Annotated in this window: 13 protein-coding genes; 8 read left to right on the forward strand and 5 right to left on the reverse strand. The window is 72.2% G+C overall.

Annotated elements, in window-relative coordinates; genetic code table 11:
* Window positions 1-442: 442 nt before the first annotated feature.
* The gene (locus AB0F13_RS06320; protein WP_362076095.1) at window positions 443-991 is read right to left on the reverse strand and encodes a MarR family transcriptional regulator; all 549 of its coding nucleotides are present in this window, start codon (window positions 989-991) and stop codon (window positions 443-445) included.
* 100 nt (window positions 992-1,091) lie between these two features.
* Between AB0F13_RS06320 and AB0F13_RS06325 the strand changes: the two genes are divergently transcribed.
* A complete protein-coding gene (locus tag AB0F13_RS06325) occupies window positions 1,092-2,447 on the forward strand; it encodes an MFS transporter (RefSeq protein ID WP_362076098.1) in 1,356 nt (451 codons plus the stop codon).
* A gap of 82 nt (window positions 2,448-2,529) precedes the next feature.
* Here the strand turns inward: AB0F13_RS06325 and AB0F13_RS06330 are convergent, their stop codons facing one another.
* Window positions 2,530-4,257: a SpoIIE family protein phosphatase gene (locus AB0F13_RS06330; RefSeq protein WP_362076101.1), complete on the reverse strand. Its 1,728-nt coding sequence runs from the start codon at window positions 4,255-4,257 to the stop codon at window positions 2,530-2,532.
* 265 nt (window positions 4,258-4,522) lie between these two features.
* Window positions 4,523-5,818 carry an NAD(P)/FAD-dependent oxidoreductase gene (locus AB0F13_RS06335; protein WP_362076104.1) on the reverse strand — a complete coding sequence of 432 codons (1,296 nt, stop codon included), beginning with the start codon at window positions 5,816-5,818 and terminating at the stop codon, window positions 4,523-4,525.
* Between AB0F13_RS06335 and AB0F13_RS06340 the strand changes: the two genes are divergently transcribed.
* The 3 genes from AB0F13_RS06340 (at window position 5,729) to AB0F13_RS06350 (ending at window position 9,808) form a co-directional block, all read left to right on the forward strand.
* The gene (locus AB0F13_RS06340) at window positions 5,729-6,232 is read left to right on the forward strand and encodes a hypothetical protein (protein ID WP_362077232.1); all 504 of its coding nucleotides are present in this window, start codon (window positions 5,729-5,731) and stop codon (window positions 6,230-6,232) included. The two genes, AB0F13_RS06335 and AB0F13_RS06340, sit on opposite strands and share 90 nt — an antisense overlap.
* 266 nt (window positions 6,233-6,498) lie before the next feature.
* Window positions 6,499-7,263 carry a helix-turn-helix domain-containing protein gene (locus AB0F13_RS06345; protein WP_362076107.1) on the forward strand — a complete coding sequence of 255 codons (765 nt, stop codon included), beginning with the start codon at window positions 6,499-6,501 and terminating at the stop codon, window positions 7,261-7,263.
* A gap of 202 nt (window positions 7,264-7,465) precedes the next feature.
* Window positions 7,466-9,808, forward strand: coding sequence for a sigma-70 family RNA polymerase sigma factor (locus tag AB0F13_RS06350; RefSeq protein ID WP_362076110.1), 2,343 nt, complete (start codon window positions 7,466-7,468; stop codon window positions 9,806-9,808).
* Between the two features lie 72 nt (window positions 9,809-9,880).
* Here AB0F13_RS06350 and AB0F13_RS06355 read toward each other — a convergent pair whose 3' ends face one another.
* Window positions 9,881-12,082: an asparagine synthase-related protein gene (locus tag AB0F13_RS06355; protein WP_362076113.1), complete on the reverse strand. Its 2,202-nt coding sequence runs from the start codon at window positions 12,080-12,082 to the stop codon at window positions 9,881-9,883.
* A gap of 723 nt (window positions 12,083-12,805) precedes the next feature.
* Here AB0F13_RS06355 and AB0F13_RS06360 point away from each other — a divergent pair.
* Both AB0F13_RS06360 and lhgO read left to right on the forward strand, forming a co-directional pair.
* Window positions 12,806-14,353 (forward strand): MFS transporter, encoded by a 1,548-nt coding sequence (locus AB0F13_RS06360; protein ID WP_362076116.1) that lies wholly within the window; start codon window positions 12,806-12,808, stop codon window positions 14,351-14,353.
* A gap of 235 nt (window positions 14,354-14,588) precedes the next feature.
* Window positions 14,589-15,797, forward strand: a complete 1,209-nt coding sequence (gene lhgO, locus AB0F13_RS06365) for an L-2-hydroxyglutarate oxidase (protein ID WP_362076118.1) — start codon at window positions 14,589-14,591, stop codon at window positions 15,795-15,797.
* A 375-nt stretch (window positions 15,798-16,172) separates the two neighbouring features.
* Here lhgO and AB0F13_RS06370 read toward each other — a convergent pair whose 3' ends face one another.
* A complete protein-coding gene (locus tag AB0F13_RS06370; RefSeq protein WP_362076121.1) occupies window positions 16,173-17,138 on the reverse strand; it encodes a glycoside hydrolase family 16 protein in 966 nt (321 codons plus the stop codon).
* Between the two features lie 219 nt (window positions 17,139-17,357).
* Here AB0F13_RS06370 and trmB point away from each other — a divergent pair, with 219 nt between their 5' ends.
* Window positions 17,358-18,134: a tRNA (guanosine(46)-N7)-methyltransferase TrmB gene (gene trmB, locus AB0F13_RS06375; RefSeq protein WP_362077149.1), complete on the forward strand. Its 777-nt coding sequence runs from the start codon at window positions 17,358-17,360 to the stop codon at window positions 18,132-18,134.
* A gap of 105 nt (window positions 18,135-18,239) precedes the next feature.
* Window positions 18,240-19,595, forward strand: coding sequence for a PrsW family glutamic-type intramembrane protease (locus AB0F13_RS06380; RefSeq protein ID WP_362076124.1), 1,356 nt, complete (start codon window positions 18,240-18,242; stop codon window positions 19,593-19,595).
* Window positions 19,596-19,650: the final 55 nt, after the last annotated feature.

Consider the following 19,650-nt stretch of genomic DNA (forward strand, 5'->3'; position numbering starts at 1 on the left):
TTTGGCACGCTGTTGAGTTCTCAAGGAACGGACGCTTCCTTTGTACTCACCCTCTCGGGCTTTCCTCCGGGCGCTTCCCTTCGGTATTTCGTGTTTCCAACCTTACCAGATCCGTTTTCCGTTCCCCCCGCTTCCAAAAGAAGCAGTCGGTTCGGATTTCGTTTCCGGCCCCCTGTCGGAGCGGGGTTTGTTTCGCGCCTTCCGGCGTGATCACTACTTTAGCGGATTTTCCCCGCGGCTCCTAATCGGAGTCCCGAGTCCGTTCCGTTCCGTATTCCGGCATGCCGAAATACTTCCCGTTCAGGGACCGTGCAGTAATGGGTGCCGCCGGTGCGGCGTGAGTGGCTGTCGTGGAAGCCGTACGGCCCCGTGACAACTCGGAGAACACTACGGATGCGGCAGACACGTGTCAACCCGGGGCGGCCCGGCCCCTGTCGGCCTCTCAGTCGAGGTCGCTGAGGCGTCCGCCGGCGTCCGGCTGGGCCTCCTCCACGCGGCGGAGCAGGCGGGTCAGCATCGCGCCGAGCTGTCCCCTCTCCTCACCGGAGAGGTCCTGAAGGAGCTCCTCCTCGAAGACCGTGGCCATGCGCAGCCCCTCCAGCCACTTGCCGCGCCCCTCCTCCGTAATGCCGACGATGACGCGCACGCGGTTGGTCTCGTCCCGTTCCCGGGTGACGAGGCCCTCCGTGACCATGCGGTCGATGCGGTGCGTCATGGCGGCCGGGGTGAGGCCGAGGCGCTTGGCGAGGTCGCCGGGGCCCAGGCGGTAGGGGTGGCCGGCCAGGACGAGGGCCTTGAGGACCTCCCACTCGGCGTTGCTGATGCCGAGCTCGGCTGTCTGTCGCCCGTACGCGACGTTCATGCGTCGGTTGAGGCGGCTGAGGGCCGAGACCACGCGCTCGACCTGGGGGTCCAGGCCCTGGAATTCGCGCTGGTAGGCGGCGATCTGCTCGTCGAGGCTCGGCTCGGCCGGCTCGGGGGTGTCAGCCATGAGCGGCAGTATGACAGAAACCCATTCGCGCTAAAGCCCTTCGGCATGTACTCTTTAGCTTCAAAGTTTAGGTTCGAAGTCTTCAGTTCGAGGGGTGAGTGTGACCACCGCGATGGGCGCAGCACTGCGCCGGATCCAGTTGGGCAACGCGTTGAGCGCGTTCGGCAACGGCTTCACGGTTCCGTTCCTGTTCATCTATGTGTCTCAGGTGCGGGGTCTTGGCGCGAGCACGGCGGGGATCGTGCTGGCGACGTTTGCCGTGGCCGCGCTTGTCGTGCTGCCTTTCGTCGGCCGGTTCATCGACCGGCGGGGTCCGCTGCCTGTTGCCGTCGCCGGTACGGTCTCTGCCGCCATCGGTTCGCTGGGGATGGGGCTCGCGGGCAGCGAGTCACTGGTCGTCGCCGCCGCGGCTGCGCTGGGTGCCGGTATAGCGGTCGTCCAGCCGTCGCTCGCGACGATGATCGTGTGGTGTTCGACGCCGACCACCCGCTCGCGTGCCTTCGCGATGCAGTTCTTCCTGAACAACCTGGGTCTGGGTGTCGGTGGTCTGCTGGGCGGCCAGCTCGTGGACACCTCGGACCCGTCGAGCTTTGTGCGGCTCTTCGCGATCGAGTCGGTGATGTTCCTGGTGCTCGGTGCGGCGGTGGCGACCGTTCGGCTGCCGCGTTCGCCCAAGGTCGAGGACGCGGTGCCGACCGATCCCTCGGCTGCTCGCGGGTGGCGGACGCTCCTCGGCGACCGGGCCATGGTGCAGCTGTGCGTGCTCGGCTTCGTGATGTTCTTCGCCTGCTACGGACAGTTCGAGTCGGGTCTCGCGGCGTTCGCCGTCGAGGTCACCCGGATTTCGCCGGCGATGCTCGGGATCGCTCTCGCGGCGAACACCGCGGCGATCGTTCTCGCCCAGTTCGTCGTCCTGAAGCTGGTCGAGCGGCGTCGGCGGAGCCGGGTCATCGCGCTGGTGGGGCTGATCTGGAGCGTGGCGTGGATCGCGGCCGGAGTGTCGGGCCTGGTGCCGGGGGCGCACGGTCTGGCGACTGCGTTGCTCATCTCCACGTACGCGCTCTTCGGCATCGGTGAGTCGATGCTCTCGCCGACGATGGCTCCGCTGGTGGCGGATCTGGCGCCGGCGCGGCTGGTGGGTCAGTACAACTCGGCCTTCGCCCTGGTGAAGCAGCTGGCGCTGGCCGTGGGGCCGGCCGCGGGCGGTTTGATGGCGGGTGCGGGGATGTACGTGACGTACATCTTCCTACTGGTCGTCTGCTCGCTCGGCATATCCGTCCTGGCGCTGCGGCTGGGTCGTCGGCTCACGTCGGCGCAGGACAGTCCGTTCGTCGCCCATGCCAGGCGTGCCGGTGCTGCCGAGCGTGCTGCCGCCGAGGTGAGTGGCGAGGCTGCCGCGGTCACTGAGCTCACAGAACTCACCGAACTCACCGAGCGAGTGCCCGTAGCGGCGTGAGTTTCGTGAAGGAGGGGCCCGGGGCGGAAGCGACAGCTTCCGCCCCGGGCCCCTTCCGTTTCTTTCCGTCTGTGCTCGGCTGTCAGCCGTGCACGGCGGGCAGGGCGAATTCGCACCACACCGCCTTGCCGCCGCCCGGCGTGCGGCGTGAACCCCAGGACGAGGCGATGGTGGCGATGATCGAGATGCCGCGGCCGGCCTCGTCGACGGGCTCGGCGCGGCGGCGGCGCGGCAGGTGGTCGTCGCCGTCGGTGACCTCGATGATCAGGCGCCGGTCGGTGCGGCGCAGGCGCAGGCGCATGGGGGGTGTGCCGTGCTGCAGGGAGTTGGCCACGAGCTCGCTCGTGGCCAGGACGCCCAGGTCGCGGAGGTCGGTGGGGAAGCGCCAGCTGGCGAGGACGCCCGTGGCGAAGGCACGGGCGCGGGGTGCGGCCTCGACTCCGCCGAGGAGCTCCAATGCGGCGTTGTGGAAGAGCTCGGCGTCGTGCCCGGTGCGGGCAGGGTGCTGGAGTACGAGGAGGGCGACGTCGTCGTCGTGTTCCTGGGTGACTCCGAGGGCTCGGATGAGGCGGTCGCACATGACCTGGGGGGAGCCGGTCGCGCCGGCGAAGGCCCGCTCGAGGGCGGCGATGCCTTCGTCGATGTCTTCGTCGCGCCGCTCGACGAGGCCGTCTGTATAGAGGACGGCACAGGAGCCGGGGCCGAGCGGCATGGTGCCGGAAGTGTGCAGCCAGCCGCCGGTGCCGAGCGGGGGACCGGTGGGTTCGGCGGCGCGGCGGACGGTGCCGTCGGGGTCGCGGACGAGGATGGGCAGGTGGCCGGCCGAGGCGTAGACGAGGCGGCCTTCGTTGGGGTCGTGGACGGCGTAGACGCAGGTGGCGATCTGGGTTGCGTCGATCTCGGCGGCGAGGCCGTCGAGGAGCTGCAGGACTTCGTGGGGTGGCAGGTCGAGGCGGGCGTAGGCCCGTACGGCCGTGCGCAGCTGGCCCATGACGGCGGCGGCGCGTACTCCGCGGCCCATGACGTCGCCGATGACGAGGGCTGTGCGGCCGGCGCCGAGGGTGATGACGTCGTACCAGTCACCGCCTACGGCGGTGTCCTTGCCTCCCGGCTGGTAGGTGGCGGCGACGCGCAGGTCGTCGGGTTGTTCGAGCTCCTGGGGGAGCAGGCTGCGCTGGAGGGTGACGGCGGCTTCGCGCTGGCGGCGCTCGCTGGCGCGTAGTCGTTCTGCCGCTTCCACCTGGTCGGTGACGTCGGCGGCGAAGACGAGGACGCCGCGCTGGGCGCCCGTGCCCTCTCCGACCTCGATCGGGGAGCAGGTGAAGGTGTAGTAGCCGTGGCGGTCCCTGTCGGCCGGGGGGACGGGGACGCGGCGGGATTTGACCGTGCGGGGCTTGCCGCTGCGCAGGACCTGGTCCATCAGGGGCAGCAGGCCGAGTGCTTCCAGCTCGGGCAGGGCGTCACGGGCGGGGACGCCGGGCGGGCGGGGGCCGAAGAGGTCGGCGTAGGCGTCGTTGACGTAGGCGATGCGGTGGTCAGGCCCGTAGACGACGGCTGAGAGGGCGGGGACCGTGCCGAGGACGTCGTGGACGGAGAGCCCGTCGAGGCTGGGGACGGGAGCGGGCACCGTCTCCGGGGGCGGGGCGCTCCCGGCGCGTGCGGCGGGGACGGAACCGATGCCGGCGTTGGAGCCGGTACCCGCTGCGGTGGCCGCGGGCCGGGGTGGGGGTGGGGGGGCAGTGCGGTCGGCGCGCGCCGCGGCTCGGCGCTGTGTGCCGGGGAGCCGGGCGCTCCAGCGGGTGAAGTTCACTGAGGATTACCTCGCGGAGTCGTTCCGGATCAGCTCGGCGATGTGGGGTGGCTGAGCCGCGTGCCCGGCTGGGGGGTGCGGTTGGCGGTGTGGGGGCCGGCCCCCGGGAGAATGCAGCAAACGTCCGAATCCTCATGATTGTTACTCTTCGCGGATGCCAGCCCACTCATGGTCACACGACCAGTGTGGCCGACCGGACTGACATCCGTCAGACGCCGTGTCCCATGAGGGTGTCCCGGGCTCCGGCACAGGCCTGCGACCTGCCTCAACTGGCTTCCGGGTGACGTCCTGTACCGGCGGCGAGTTCGAATTCGGCCCGGGGGTTTTCCAGCGAGCCGAGCGAGACGATCTCGCGTTTGAACAGGCCGGCGAGGGTCCATTCGGCGAGGACGCGTGCCTTGCGGTTGAAGGTGGGCACCCTGCTGAGGTGGTAGGCGCGGTGCATGAACCATGCGGGGTAGCCCTTGAGCTTCTTGCCGTACACGTGCGCGACGCCCTTGTGGAGGCCGAGTGAGGCGACGGAGCCGACGTACTTGTGCCGGTAGTCCTGGAGGCTGTCGCCGCGCAGGGAGGCGAGAATGTTCCGGGCGAGGACCTTGGCCTGGCGCACGGCGTGCTGGGCGTTGGGCGCGCATTCCTTGCCGGGTTCGTCGGCGGTCACGTCCGGGACGGCGGCCGCGTCCCCCGCCGCCCACGCGTGCCCGACGCCTTCCACTTGCAGGGCCGCCGTGCACTTGAGCCGGCCGCGCTCGTTGAGCGGCAGGTCGGTGGCGGCCAGGACGGGGTGGGGTTTGACGCCGGCGGTCCAGACGAGCGTCCGGGTGGGGAAGCGTGAGCCGTCGCTGAGCACGGCGATGCGGTTCTCGCAGGAGTCCAGGCGCGTGTCGAGGCGTACGTCGATATTGCGGCCGCGCAGTTCACGGATCGCGTACTGGCCCATTTCCTCGCCCACTTCGGGGAGGATGCGGCCGGTGGCTTCGACCAGAATGAATTTCAGATCTTCGGGTTCGATGTTGTGGTAGTACCGGGAGGCGTAGCGGGCCATGTCCTCCAGTTCGGCGAGCGCCTCGACGCCCGCGTAGCCGCCACCGACAAAGACGAAGGTGAGGGCGGCGTCGCGGACTTCCGGGTCGCGGGTGGAGGAGGCGATGTCCATCTGTTCCAGGACGTGGTTGCGCAGGCCGATGGCCTCCTCGACCGTCTTGAAGCCGATGCCGTAGTCGGCGAGGCCGGGGATGGGAAGGGCACGGGAGACGGAGCCGGGGGCGAGGACCAGTTGGTCGTAGTGGACCTCGATGGGGCCCGTGCCCTCTTCCTCGGTGGCGAGGGTCTTGACCATAGCGATGCGTTTGGCGTGATCGATCGCGGTCGCCTCGCCGGTGACGACCTGACACTCGTTCAGGGCGCGGCGCAGCGGGACCACGACGTGCCGTGGGGAGATGGAGCCCGCGGCGGCCTCGGGGAGGAAGGGTTGGTAGGTCATGTAGGGCTCGGGGGCGATGACCAGGATCTCGGCTTCGCCACGCCTGAGCTTCCGCTGGAGGTGCAGGGCGGTGTACATCCCGACGTAGCCTCCGCCGACGATCAGGATGCGCGCGGGGGCCTTCGCGGCAACGGCATTGGCCTCCGGCCCCTGCCGTTCCTCGCGGCCCGGTTCTTCTCCATGGCCCGGTTCTTCTCCGTGGCCCGGTCGTTCTTCATGGCCCGGTTCTTCCTCGCGGCCCGGTTCTTCCTCGCGGCCCTGCTGTTCATCGTGGACCGGCCGTTCTTCACGGCCCGGTGGTTCCTCGCGATCCTCCCGTTCCTTGCGATCCTCCCGCGCCTTGCGTTCCTCCTGCCCTTCCCGCGCCGGTCGGTTCACCAAAGCCCCTTCCTCCTCGCTGTTGTCCGCGCATCGTCCTCGCGTTGTGGCACAGCTCCTTCCCATGACGCATCGCCATCAATGGTTTGTCCACAGGCCGAGCGAAATGTATGACCGGCCGCGGAGCTGATCCGTCCGAGTCGGCGGTGCCGTTCCGGAGGGAAGGTCCGCAGGTCAGGGGGGATGCGGTGGGGTAGTGCGGTGGTGCAGAATCAGGGGGGATCAGGCCTGTACTCCAATCGGGGGCGGCCTGTGCGGAGCTACCCCCTTCTTTCTTGACCTGGGCTCAACTATGTTCGTACTCCGTCGGGGTGTCGAGACGCGCTCCGGCAGTCAGGGCGGGGAGTCTCCGGGGGGAGACGTCATAACCGGGGGAACGTATGCACATTCAGAGCTCTCATTGGTCTGCCGCTGTTGCGACGACGGCTGACGGCACTGGTGGCCGTAATACGCCGTTGCGCGTGGATGCTCAGCGCAATCTGGAACATGTGCTGCGGGCGGCTCGCGAAGTCTTCGGCGAGCTGGGGTACGGGGCGCCGATGGAGGACGTGGCGCGCCGGGCCCGGGTCGGTGTGGGGACGGTATACCGCCGCTTCCCCAGCAAGGACGTGCTGGTCCGGCGCATAGCCGAGGAGGAGACGGCACGGCTGACCGAGCAGGCGCGGACGGCACTGGGACAGGAGGACGAGCCGTGGTCGGCGCTGTCCCGGTTCCTGCGTACGTCGGTGGCGTCCGGCGCGGGCAGGCTGCTGCCGCCGCAGGTGCTGCGGGTCGGGGTCGAGGTCGAGTCGGAGGAACACCGGGTCCAGGCCCAGGTGCCGGACAGGGCGCGGGTGCCGCAGCAGCGGCAGCCGGGGATCGCCGGGGGGCAGCTGCACGAGCTGCGGCTCGTCGAGCAGCGGCCGACGGCGGTCGACGAGCGGGACGACGCGAGTGCGGCGGCGCTGCTGGAGGTCGTGGGCCGGCTGGTGGAGCGGGCACGGTCGGCGGGTGAGCTGCGCGCGGATGTGACGGTCGCGGATGTGCTGCTGGTGATAGCGACGGCGGCGCCGTCGCTGCCGGACGCGGCGCAGCAGGCGGCGGCTTCCTCTCGGCTGCTGGACATCCTGCTGGAAGGCCTCCGCTCGCGTCCGATCGAGCCTTAGGCGCCCGGAGGGCTTTCCTCTTCGCCTTACCCGGAAGGGGGCGGGCTTCGGCAAGTCTCATCCGTTCAGGTGACCACCCGTGCTCCGGCTTGCGAACGGAACCCGGACGAGTGGTTGCGGTTCGCGAAGCGAACCTGGCGCGTTCCCGTGTGCAACGCTGGCCGCTATTCGAGTGTGCCGGCGTGTACGGGGAGCCTGCGCTATGGGTGTTGACGGGCGGCAAGAACCGCGCGGGAGCGATGAGGCGGACGAAGCTCCGCCGCTGCACAAGGTGCCCGGCCAGGGAGGACCACCCGGTCTTCCCTCCGGCTCTTCGGCTGGCTCATCGGCTGGCTCATCGGCTGGAGCCGGTGCACCGGCCGGGGCTGCGGCGGGGGACACGGGCGGCTCGTCGGGCGGTTCGTCGGGCGGTTCGTCCGGCAGTTCGTCCGGCGGTTCTTCTGCCGGCTCTTCTGCTGTGTCTTCCTTCGATTCGGATCCGCTGGAGCTGTGGAGCGGCGCCTTCGACTCCGGGGTGCCGCAGCAGCGGGAGGGCGGGTGGCTGGGCGCCGGGTCGGGCACGTCCCGTGAGCCCGCCGGTTCCGACCCCTGTACCGGTGTGGGTGAGGCGACCGATGATGCCGGTGTGCAGGACGACGCGGACGTACCACCGTCCGACCTCGAGCTGGTCACGCGGCTGCGCGGGGGCGAGAGCAGTGACGCTTATGAGGAGCTGTACCGGCGGCACGCCGACGCGGTCCGCCGGTACGCCCGTAGCTGTTGCCGTGACGACCACACCGCCGATGACCTGACCAACGAGGTCTTCACCAGCACTCTGCAGGCGGTGCGCCGTGGTGCGGGGCCGGACTCGGCCGTGCGGGCGTATCTCCTGACCACCGTGCGGCGGGTCGCTGCGGCCTGGGGGAAGACGGCCAAGCGGGAGCAGCTGGTCGAGGACTTCGCGGTCTTCGCCACCTCCGCTGCCGCCCCGTCCGCGGCAGCCGACGACGACACGCTCGGTCTGGGCGCGGACGTACGGGCGATGCAGGAGGCCGAGGAGTCGCTGGCCGTGCAGGCGTTCCGCAGCCTGCCCGAGCGGTGGCAGACGGTTCTGTGGCACACGACGGTGGAGGAGGAGTCGCCGAGCGAGGTCGCTCCGCTGCTCGGGCTGAGCGCCAATGCCACGGCGGTGCTGGCGCACCGGGCCCGTGAGGGCCTGAAGCAGGCCTACCTGCAGGCCCATGTGAGCACCTCGCTGACGTCCGGCGGGGACTGCGCGCAGTACGCGGACCGGCTGGGCGCCTATGCGCGCGGCAGGCTGCGTACGCGGGCCGAGCGCGGGATGCGCAGGCATCTGGAGGACTGCGCGCGGTGCCGGACTGCGGCGCTGGAGGTCGCGGATGTCAACGAGCGGCTGCGGGCGCTGCTGCCGGTCGCGGTCATCGGCTGGTTCGCCGCCGGGTGGTCGGTCAAGGCCGTGGCGGGGCTCGCGGCGGGGGCGGCGGGTGCCGGTGCGGCCGTGGGTACCGCGGGTGGCGCGGGTGGCGCGGCTGGTGGGGGTTCGGGGGGCGCCTCCGCGTCCGGTGCGGCTTCCGGCTCGGCTCCCGGCGCTGACTCCGGCTCGGCCGGCTCCGGCTCCGGCTCGGGTTCCGCTGCGGCTTCCGGTCCGGGTTCCGGTTCCGGTTCGGGTTCCGCTTCGGTGGCGGGCGAGGGGCTGGCGGCGTCGGCGAAGATCGGCCTCGCGGCAGGGGCTCTGGCCGCCGCGGTAGCGGTCATCGCCTACGCCCTGGCGGCAGGGGCCCCCGCGCCCTCGGAAAAGCCGCGGGCTGCCCGGATCACGGCGGCCCCGGTCGTACCGGCACCCGCCCCGAAGCCGAAGCCGGAGCCGCGCCTGACCGCGTCACCGGCCCCGAGCGCGCTACCCGCGCTGCTCGCGAAGTCTGCGGCCCCGGAGCAGACGCCGGAACAGGCTCCGAGCCCGAGTGCGTCGCCCGCGTCGCAGTCGCCGGAGCCCGGGTCGTCCGCGACCCCGGCCCGGCCCACCGCCGCTTCCCCGTCCGTACCGGCTCCGGCGCCTGTCTTTCCCACCGCGACCCGCAAGCCCGCTCCCCCGCCCCGCCCGTCGACGGTCTACCAGGTCAACGAGTTGGAGTACGGCGTCATCGGCCGCGGCAAGGAGCCGGAGGTACGCCTGGGCGCGGGCAGCTGGCTGTGGCAGCGGTACGGGCTGCGGGTCGGTGGCACGGCGTACCGTCACGGCGTCAGCGCCCACGCCTCCTCGTCGGTGACGATCGACCTGAATCGTTCCTGCACGTCCTTCGACGCGGTGGTCGGCGTGGACGACATGACCCTCGGCCTCGGTGCGGTCACGTTCTCCGTCTACGGGGACGGCACCCGGCTGTGGAGCTCCGGTCTCGTGCGCGGCGGCCGGTCGGCGGTCCCGGCTCACGCGTCCCTGTCGGGCCACAGGTCGCTCCGCCTGTCCGTGGAACCACGGTCCTCGGCCGACCACGTGGCGGTCGCCGACTGGGCTATGGCCCACATCAGCTGCGAGGGCCGCAGCTGAATCCCGTACGGGCCCGCGTCACCGGTCGCCGCGCGCCCGCCACCGCGCTGCCGAGCGGTCACCGTCTGCGGGTCACAGGCTGGGCCAGGCCGCCGCCACGCCTCCCGCGACGGCCCGCTGCCGTGGTGCGGCCGTGCCCGTCCAGCAGGTGCCGCGCCGGGCGAGGAGGCGGCGCAGCCAGACCTCTGTCGAGACGAGCTCGGCGAGCCCGTCCAGGGGAAGGGGTGCTCCTCCGGCGGCGGCATGCAGGGCGTCCCGCACCACGCCGGCCTCGATCAGGCCCGCGTCCGCCAGGAGGGGGGCGTCGAAGAGATCCATCAGCGTCTTCATGGATGCCCTGAGCCCCGCGCGTGCTTCGGCGGCGTGCGAGGCGTGGGAGGGCGCGCCCCAGCCGGGTGGCAGGTCGCGGATGCCCGAGCCGGTCAGGACGGCGCGCAGGACCGATGCGCGCGCCCCCGGCTGGACACGAAGGGTCTCGGGGAGGGCGCGGCAGGCGCGTACGACCTGGTTGTCGAGAAAGGGGGCGTGCAGGCGCTGGCCGCGTACTTCCGCTGCTTGTTCGAAGACGCGGTGGTTCGCCGCGTGCCGGCTGAGCGCGGCGGCGGCGCGTCCTTCGCCCGGGCGCCGCAGCAGTCCCGTCGGCCGGACCGCCGCGCTCTGCAGGCGAACCGATACTTCGGCGAGCGCCTCGCCCGTGAGCCACCGCGCGGCGGGCCCGGGCCGGCACCAGGTGAGAGCCGCCAGTGAGGCGTCCACGGGGCCGGCCTCCGCCGCGCAGAAGCCGGGCTCCAGCAGCCGTGCCGCGGTCTGCTCCAGGCCCTCCCGGTAGGTCGTACGGGCCAGCCGGCGTGCCGCCCGGTAGACCGTGAACGGCACGAACAGCGAGTGGGCCGAGGGTCCGTCCGCCCGCGCGAGCGCGGAGACGGGCCGCAGCAGGTAGCGGCGGCGACGGTCCATCAGCAGGTCGGCGAGACGGGCCGGGTGGGCGTCCAGTACCTGCCGGGCGCCGTGTCCGACGAAGTGGTCGGCGCTGCCCGCCGCCAGTCGCCGCCGGTGCCGGGCGGCGGCGGCGATGGCGGGGCCGGGTTCGTCGGTCAGCGGTCCGCTGCCCAGGTCAGCGTACGGCAGCGCCTCCGCGCCGGCCGCGACGATGACGTGGTGCAGTCGTGGGTTCGCGGCGATCGCGCGGGCCCGTTCGAGCTCGGATTCGCGGGCGTGGCCGCCACCGGCAGCCAGGTCGTTGAAGGTGACGGCGAGCAGCCGCTCGCCCGCGCCCGTGCCGAGCCCGGAAGGCGTGCCCGGCATGCCCGGCAGCCCGGCCGCAAGCAGCGACAGCGTGCCGGAGGCGCTCCCGCCGGACAGGTCCGCGCCGACGCCCGGGGCGGGTGCGCCGCCGTGCGCGGTGCGGCGTCGGGGCGGCTCCCCGCCGGGTACGGGCCCGGGGTCGGGCGCCGCGGAGGCGTACTCCGTCACGTGGCGAGGTGCGGCGAGCCGGGTCCGTACCGCCTCGACCAGGGCGCCCCGTACGCCGTCGACGGCCTGGGCCACGTCGAGTTGGGGCGCGGCCACGGCGAGCGAGGCCATGGGTTCGTAGCCGGTGATGTCGCGTGCGCCGTCGCGAAGGATCAGCGCGTGGCCGGGCGGCACGCGCTGGACGCCCTTGTACGGGGTGCTGTCGGCGAGCGCTTCGGGGGAGTCGGGGCAGGCGAGCAGTGCGGCGAGGTATCCGATGTCGAGCTGGGCCTCGACGAGGTCGGCCAGTGGCAGCGCGGCGGTGGCGTAGGCGGTGCCGCCGGACCAGGCCGTGTGGAAGACGGGCCGGGCGCCGGCGAGGTCCCCGGCGACTGTCAGGCGCCGGCCGACCCGGGCGACGGCGGTGTAGCTGCCCGGCCACGCGGTGAGGTGCCGCAGTGCGCCGCCGCGCGCCGCGAGGAGGCCGGTGTGCAGGGCGTCGTCGGCGGCGCCGCAGCGGCCGAGGACGGCGAGGTGGGTGTCGGGGTCGGCCCGGATGACGCGTACTTCGTCGGGCCGCCAGTCGCCGACAGCCCACAGGGGTGCGGGGCCGTCCCACAGGAGCCGGGCGCCGACAGGGCGAACCGTGGGGTTTCCCTGCACGCCGGCACCCGTCCCGTCCGTCCCGGCCGTAGCACCCGTCCCGGCGGCAGCACCCGCCCCACCTGCCCCGCCCGCCCCGCCCGTCGCGGCGGATCCGCCGGGCCGCGTGCCGGGGCCGGTCCCGGCGGCGGTGCAGCTCCACCCCACCAACCAGCGCATCGCCGCCTCCACAGGCTGTGGACAACCAATAGGTAGCAGTCATCATGCACAGCGAGCCGACGGTTGCGACATCACAAGAGCAACACATTGATTGCGGCTTCGGCACTGCCAACTCACCCTACAACCGCGGCGGGTAGCGTTTCGTCACGGTTCATCCGGGACCTCGGCGGCGCCTCCGGGGCTCCCTCCCGGCCGGCTCTCGCCGCGCACCAGGCGCACCGGGCACACCGTGCGCACTTGCCGCGGTTCCGCGAGCCGTCCCCCGGGGGCCCCGGCCTCGCCCGGACCCTACGGCCGGATCCGGCCAAAATGCGGGCGTCCGCTTATGAAGGAGCGGGAGAGGATTGGAGGCGTCGCAGCGACTGAAGGACGCGCCGCGCGCGTCCCGCAATGTCACAGTCCGGGAGGCGCGAGCCACCTCCCGGACCGTTCCGTCGCCCGCGGGGAATGAGGCGACGGCTTCCCCCAGCCCACTGGATCCAGTACAGCGGGCCGACCCACGCTCCTCCATGAAACCGCCGCCATGTTGGCGCGGACAGAGCGCACGGCGGGCGCACGGCCACACTCAACCGGAGCACGTGCCCCTCAATGCACGCACATACGGACCAGAATCTCGCCATCCGGGACAACGCCTCTTAACGGTCGGGATGCGGAGAACTACGCTGGGTTTACGAATGCCTCGTGCCTATGCCGGGGCGGGCGTCGTGTCGTCGAGGGGTGCGCATGTCCAGGGAGCCACGCGGGCCGAACGAGAAGCTGGGCACTGTCCTCGCCCTCGCAGGGATCAGCAACGCCGGTCTCGCGCGCAGGGTCAACGACCTCGGTGCGCAGCGGGGATTGACCCTTCGCTACGACAAGACCTCGGTCGCCCGGTGGGTGTCCAAGGGCATGGTCCCGCAGGGCGCGGCCCCGCATCTGATCGCGGCCGCCATAGCGGCCAAGCTGGGCCGCCCGGTGCCCCTGCACGAGATCGGGCTGGCGGACGCCGATCCGGCGCCCGAGGTGGGCCTCTCCTTTCCACGCGATGTCGGCCAGGCGGTGCGGTCCGCGGCGGAGCTGTACCGGCTGGATCTCGCCGGTCGGCGTGGGGGTGGGGGCATCTGGCAGAGTCTGGCCGGATCCTTCTCCGTCAGCGCGTACTCCACTCCGGCGTCACGTTGGCTGATAACTCCCGCTGACAGCTCGGTCGCGCGGGAACCGCACCAGGTGGCCCGGGGCGCCCCGGGCTCGCCCGATTCCGGGACCGGTTCCGGTTCCGGCGCCGGAGTTGCCGGCTGCGGAGGCGCCACCGGCAGCGTCAACGGCGGTGTCAACGGCGGCGTCAGCGGCGGCATTCCGGACTGCGGCTTACCGCAGCGTGTCGGCCACAGCGATGTGACCAAGCTGCGGGAGGCCGCCGACGACGCCCGCCGCTGGGACTCCAAGTACGGGGGCGGCGACTGGCGTTCGTCCATGGTCCCCGAGTGCCTGCGTGTCGACGCCGCGCCCCTGCTCCTGGGTTCGTACAGCGACGAGGTGGGGCGCGCACTGTTCGGGGCGACGGCCGAACTCACCCGGCTGGCGGGGTGGATGGCCTTCGACACGGGCCAGCAGGAGGCCGCCCAACGCTATTACATCCAGGCCCTGCGGCTGGCCCGCGCGGCGGCGGACGTCCCCCTGGGCGGATACGTACTCGCGTCGATGAGCCTGCAGGCCACCTACCGCGGCTGCGCGGACGAGGGCGTGGACCTGGCGCAGGCCGCGCTGGAGCGCAACCGGGGCCTGGCGACGGCCCGCACGATGAGCTTCTTCCGTCTGGTCGAGGCCCGCGCCCAGGCGAAGGCGGGGGACGCACCGGCCTGCGGTGCGGCGCTCAAGGCCGCCGAGGGCTGGCTGGAGCGGGCCCGCGCGGGCGACGCCGACCCCTCCTGGCTGGACTTCTACAGCCACGAGCGGTTCGCGGCCGACGCCGCCGAGTGCTATCGCGATCTGCGGATGCCACGGCAAGTACAGCGCTTCACGGAGCAGGCACTGGCCCGCCCGACGGAGGAGTTCGTACGCTCGCACGGCCTGCGGCTGGTGGTGTCGGCGGTGGCGGAGCTGGAGTCGGGGAACCTGGACGCGGCATGCGCGGCGGGCACACGGGCGGTGGAGGTCGCGGGACGGATCTCGTCGGCCCGTACGACCGAGTACGTACGTGATCTGCTGCACCGGCTGGAGCCGTACGGGGACGAGCCCCGGGTCGTGGAGCTGCGCGAACGGGCCCGGCCGCTACTGGTCGCTCCGGCGTGAGCGATCTTCGTGAGCCCCCTGTGTGAGCGGGCCACCGCTCGGTCCCATCATTCGGTCCCATCATTCGGTCCCAACACTCGGTCCCAACACTCGGTCCCATCGCGCTGATCAGGCGTGATCTCGTCAGGCGTCACGTTGTCAGTGGCACAGGCCATGATGGGATCCGTGGGTGAGGCGCTGAGGGTGAGTCCGCCGAGGGCGGGTCGCGGCTGCGCGGGCGCGGGGAGGTGACGTGATGACGACGTACGACTGCGATGTGCTGGTGGTCGGGGGCGGGATCGTGGGCCTGTCGACGGCGTACGCCCTCACGCGCGCAGCTCCGGGTACGCGCGTCGTCGTGCTGGAGAAGGAGAACGGCCCGGCACGCCACCAGACCGGGCGCAACAGCGGCGTGATCCACAGCGGGATCTACTACCGGCCGGGGTCGCTCAAGGCGCGGTTCGCGGTGCGGGGCGCGGCGGAGATGGTGAAGTTCTGCGCCGAGTACGGGCTTCCGCATGAGGTGACCGGCAAGCTGATCGTCGCTACCGGCCGCGCGGAGTTGCCGCGGCTGCACGCCCTCGTCCAGCGCGGCCGGGAGAACGGCATCCCGGTGCGGGAGCTGGGCCCGGCGCAGATAGCGGAGTACGAGCCGGAGGTGCGGGGCGTCGGCGCCATCCACGTCGGCACGACGGGTGTGTGCGACTTCGGCGCGGTGGCGGCGCAGCTGGCCCGCCTGGCGGCGGACGCCGGGGCCTCGGTGCGGTACGGGGCGCAGGTGCGGGCCATCGGGCGGCGGGGGGCGGCTGTCGCGGTGCGCACGGCGCGGGGCGAGGTGCTGCGGGGCAGGGCGCTGGTCAACTGCGCGGGGCTGCACAGCGATCGGGTGGCGAGACTGGCCGGTGATAACCCGGGCATGCGGATCATCCCTTTCCGCGGGGAGTACTTCGAGCTGGCCGCCGATCGTGCGGAGCTGGTGCGCGGGCTGGTCTATCCGGTGCCGGACCCGGCGTTCCCTTTTTTGGGGGTCCACCTCACCCGGGGCATCGACGGCGGGGTGCACGTGGGGCCGAACGCGGTTCCGGCGCTGGCCCGCGAGGGGTACGGCTGGGGGGTCGTACGCCCGGGTGAGCTGGCGCGCACGGTGGCGTTCCCGGGCACGTGGCGGATAGCCCGGCGCCACTGGCGGTACGGGGCGGGTGAGGTGCGGCGCTCGCTGTCCAAGGGCGCGTTCACGGAGGCGGTGCGGCGGCTGTTGCCTGAGGTGCGGGCGGAGGACCTGATACCGGCGCCCTCGGGGGTGCGTGCGCAGGCGGTGCTGCGGGACGGGACGCTGGTGGACGACTTCCTGTTCGCGGAGTCGCCGCGGATGGTGCATGTGCTCAACGCGCCCTCACCGGCGGCGACCGCATCACTGCCGATCGGCCGGGAGGTGGCCCGCAGGGTGCTGGCGGGGCTGTCGTGAGCTCGTAGGGCCCCGCGCCCCGCGCATCCGCGATCAGCCGGACGGACGGGGGCCGAGCGGACGGGGCCGGACGGGGGCCGAGGCGGACGGGGGCCGAGGCGGACGGGGGCCGAGGCGGACGGGGGCCGGACGGACGGGGGCCGGACGGGGGCCGAGCGGGCCGTTTGATCACCGGGACCCAGGCTGCTGGACGTGATCACCGGGACCGAGGCTGCCGGACCGCAACCATCCGGGCCGCGGCCATCCGCATCCCGGCCATCCGGACCGTGACCATCCGCACCCTGGCTGTCCGTACCCTGGCTGGCCGCACGCTGGCCGGCCGGGCCGTGGCCGGCCGGGCCGTGGCTGTCCGCACCCTGGCCGGCCGGGCCGTGGTCAGCGCTTCTGGGCGTACACGCGCACGTAGTCGACCAGCATCCGCGCGGGGAAGGGGGTGGAGGCGTCGGGCGGGCCGGGCCAGTCGCCGCCCACGGCGAGGTTGAGCAGAAGGTAGTGGGGGTGGTCGAACACCCACTTCTGCCCGCGCTTCAGCTGCCCGGCGTCGGCGGTTCCATAGGGCTTGCCGTCGAGGTACCAGGTGACCCTGCCCGGCATCCAGTCGACGCGGTACGTGTGGAAGCCGTCGGAGAGGCTCCTGCCCCGGGGCAGGGCGGTGTGCGTCTCGATGCCCTGCGCGACGAAGCCGGGGCCATGGATGGCGCCGTGCACGATGCCGGGCTGCCTGCCGAGGGCCTCCATGACGTCGATCTCGCCGTTGGCGGGCCAGGTGACCTTGTCGGAGTTCGCGCCGAGCATCCAGAAGGCGGGCCACAGCCCCTTTCCCCGCGGGATCTTGATGCGCGCCTCGAAGCGCCCGTAGGCCCGGGCGAACCTTCCCTTGGTCTTGATCCGCCCGGATGTGATGTCGCAGGGCCCGAACGTGCAGGACTTGCCGCGCACGCGCACCTTCTCGTGGCGGGCGGTGAGGGCGAGGTTGCCGTGGCCGTCGAGGGAGACGTTGCGCGGCCGGTCGGTGTAGTACTGCCACTCGTGGTTGCCCCACTGGGGCTCCCCGCCCCGGTCGAAGACCCATTTGCTCCGGTCGGGGCGGCGCTGTGCGGGGCCGCGGAATTCATCGGCCCAGACCAGGCGCCAGGCGGCGGGGGCGTCCGGCTTCCGTGGGGCGGCGTCGTCGCCGGCGTACAGGCGAGCAGCCGGGGAGCAGCCTGCGATCAGTACGGCGGTGGCCGTGGCCAGTGCCGCCGCTCGCAGCGCGAGGGTGAGGAAACGAGGGCAGCGAGGACGAGCGCTGGGGCGAGGGCTGGGGCGGGAGCTGGGGCGAGGGCTGGGGCTCAGGCGCATGAGGGTTTCCGTCGCACGGGAAGGAGTTCTCCGCCCTGGCGGGCCGGGCGACGAAGATCGTATGAGCGGCGGCGACCACCAGCCCGTTCCACCACGCCCGTATGTCACACAATCGGCCGAGCAGATTTCCCGCCCGATGCTTCCGGCGGGCGCCCGTAGACTTGAGGAACTGTGTCCGAGAATCACGCCCCCACCACGCCCGTCACCGGCCCGGCGCCGGTGCCGGCCCCCGCCCGTGCCCGCGACCGTGCCCGCGACCGGCGGGAGCCGATGTTCCCCGACGGCCCCGCACCGGATCCGGCCGGCTCGCACCACGAGCGCCGCATCCGCTCGTTCCAGCCGCGCCGCAGCCGGGTCACGACCGGGCAGGGCGACGCCCTGCGCCGCCTGTGGCCCCAGTGGGGCCTGGACATCGACGGCCTGAGCCGCCTGGACCTCGGCGAGCTGTTCGGCGATCCGGAGCTGCCCGTCGTCCTGGAGATCGGCTTCGGCATGGGCGAGGCCACGGCGAAGATGGCCGCGGCCGACCCCGGCACGGGGATCCTGGCCTGCGACGTCCACACCCCCGGCCAGGGCAATCTGCTCAATCTCGCCGAGCAGAACGGCCTGACCAACGTCCGGGTGGCGAACGGCGACGCGATCATCCTGCTCCGCGAGATGCTCGCCCCCGACGCCCTCGCCGGCCTCCGCGTCTACTTCCCGGACCCGTGGCCGAAGAAGCGGCACCTCAAGCGCCGTCTGATCCAGCCGGAGTTCCTGGCGCTCGCCGCGACTCGTCTCGCGCCCGGCGCCCTGCTGCACTGCGCCACGGACTGGGAGCCGTACGCCGAGCAGATGCTGGAGGTGCTCTCGGCCAGCCCGGACTTCGAGAACACCCAGCCCGACGGCGGCTACGCCCCACGCCCGGACTTCCGCCCCCTGACGCGGTTCGAGGGCCAGGGTTTGGACAAGGGCCACGTCGTGCACGACCTGCTGTTCCGCCGCCGCGCGGCGTAGGACGACCGGCCGCCGCGGCACATACGACCGGCAGGCGCAGCACAGGACGACCGGCAGCGGCGGAAAAGGTCACGGCCCACTCCGCCCCTTGGTTAGGGTCGTCGGGTGCATCAGCCACCGCCCTATGAGCAGCCGCAGTACCCGCTCTCGCCGACGTTCGGGCATTACAAACCGCGCCGGGCCCTGTGGGACACCCTCTGGGACAACAGGGCCGTCCGCGTCGGCGGCCTCTTCCTGCTGCTCGCGCTCTGTGGGCTGATCATCCTGGCGCTCGTGCGCGAGCAGACCGGCACCGAGGGCTTCCTGGTGGGCCTGGGGCTCGCCGTGCTGCCTGTGCCCCTGCTCATAGCCGCGTTCCGCTGGATGGACCGCGTCGAGCCGAAGCCCTGGCGGAATCTGGTCTTCGCCTTCGCCTGGGGCTCCTGCGCGGCCACCCTCGTCGCGCTGCTGGCCAACGGCTACGCCACGAAGTGGCTCATGACCACCATCGACGTCTCGCAGCGCGCCGACGCCTCAACGTGGGGCGCGACCTTCGTCGCCCCGGTCGTGGAGGAGAGCGGCAAGGCCGCGGCCGTCTTCCTGCTCTATCTCTTCCGACGGCGCGACTTCAACGGCATCGTCGACGGCGTGGTGATCGCTGGCATCACGGCAACGGGCTTCGCCTTCACGGAGAACATCCTCTACCTCGGCAACGCCTTCGCGTCCGACCAGAGCTTCGGCTACACGGGCCTGCGGTCGACGACGGCGGCGACGTTCTTCATCCGCGTGCTGATGTCGCCGTTCGCGCACCCGCTCTTCACGTCGATGACGGGCCTGGGTTTCGGCATCGCGGCCTCGCTTCCCGCGCGCCGCCGCGTACTGCGGCTGCTCATTCCCGTACTCGCCCTTCTGACCGCGATGCTCCTGCACGGCGTCTGGAACGGCTCGGCGAGCCTGCCGGGCGCCGGCTTCCTGGCCGTCTACGCCCTCTTCATGGTCCCCGTCTTCGGTGTCCTGACCTGGCTCACCATCTGGTCCCGCCAGAACGAGCTGCGCACCATCCGTGCCCACCTCCCCGCCTACCAGGCCGCTGGCTGGCTCACCCCTCCCGAACCCCTGGCCCTGTCCTCGATGCGCGCCCGCGGCATAGCCCGCGACCTGGCCCGCCGCACCGGCGGCCCCACCGCCGCCCGCACGGTGGCGGAGTACATATCCTTCGCCACCTCCCTGGCCTTCCTCCGCCACCGCGCCTACCGCGGCACCCCCGCCCCCGACTTCACCGCCCGGGAGCAGGAGCTGCTCCACCACTTGTGGCAGCGAAAGGACGTGGCCCAGCCCGCCCTGGCCCAGGCCACGGCGGCAGTACCGCAGCCCTTCGCAACGCCGATGCCCTTCCCGACGGGGGTGCCGGTACAGGGCTGGGGAGCGCCCCCCGCGCCTACGGGGGCGGGGTGGCCGCCACCGCAGGGGCAGTACCGTTGAGCACTGTGAGCGGCGCCGCCTATCGGACCGCTTCACTCCTGTTCCGCACTACCCT

It is taken from the genome of Streptomyces sp. NPDC026206 (assembly GCF_040638465.1).
Taxonomy (GTDB): Bacteria; Actinomycetota; Actinomycetes; order Streptomycetales; family Streptomycetaceae; genus Streptomyces.

Bases quoted from the DNA above. Each gene is read 5' to 3' on its own strand.
- AB0F13_RS06320 (WP_362076095.1), bottom strand. From the start codon at position 991: ATGGCTGACACCCCCGAGCCGGCCGAGCCGAGCCTCGACGAGCAGATC.
- AB0F13_RS06335 (WP_362076104.1), bottom strand. From the start codon at position 5,818: ATGTACACCGCCCTGCACCTCCAGCGGAAGCTCAGGCGTGGCGAAGCC.
- AB0F13_RS06345 (WP_362076107.1), top strand. From the start codon at position 6,499: ATGCACATTCAGAGCTCTCATTGGTCTGCCGCTGTTGCGACGACGGCT.
- AB0F13_RS06350 (WP_362076110.1), top strand. From the start codon at position 7,466: ATGGGTGTTGACGGGCGGCAAGAACCGCGCGGGAGCGATGAGGCGGAC.
- AB0F13_RS06355 (WP_362076113.1), bottom strand. From the start codon at position 12,082: ATGCGCTGGTTGGTGGGGTGGAGCTGCACCGCCGCCGGGACCGGCCCC.
- AB0F13_RS06360 (WP_362076116.1), top strand. From the start codon at position 12,806: ATGTCCAGGGAGCCACGCGGGCCGAACGAGAAGCTGGGCACTGTCCTC.
- lhgO (WP_362076118.1), top strand. From the start codon at position 14,589: ATGACGACGTACGACTGCGATGTGCTGGTGGTCGGGGGCGGGATCGTG.
- AB0F13_RS06370 (WP_362076121.1), bottom strand. From the start codon at position 17,138: ATGCGCCTGAGCCCCAGCCCTCGCCCCAGCTCCCGCCCCAGCCCTCGC.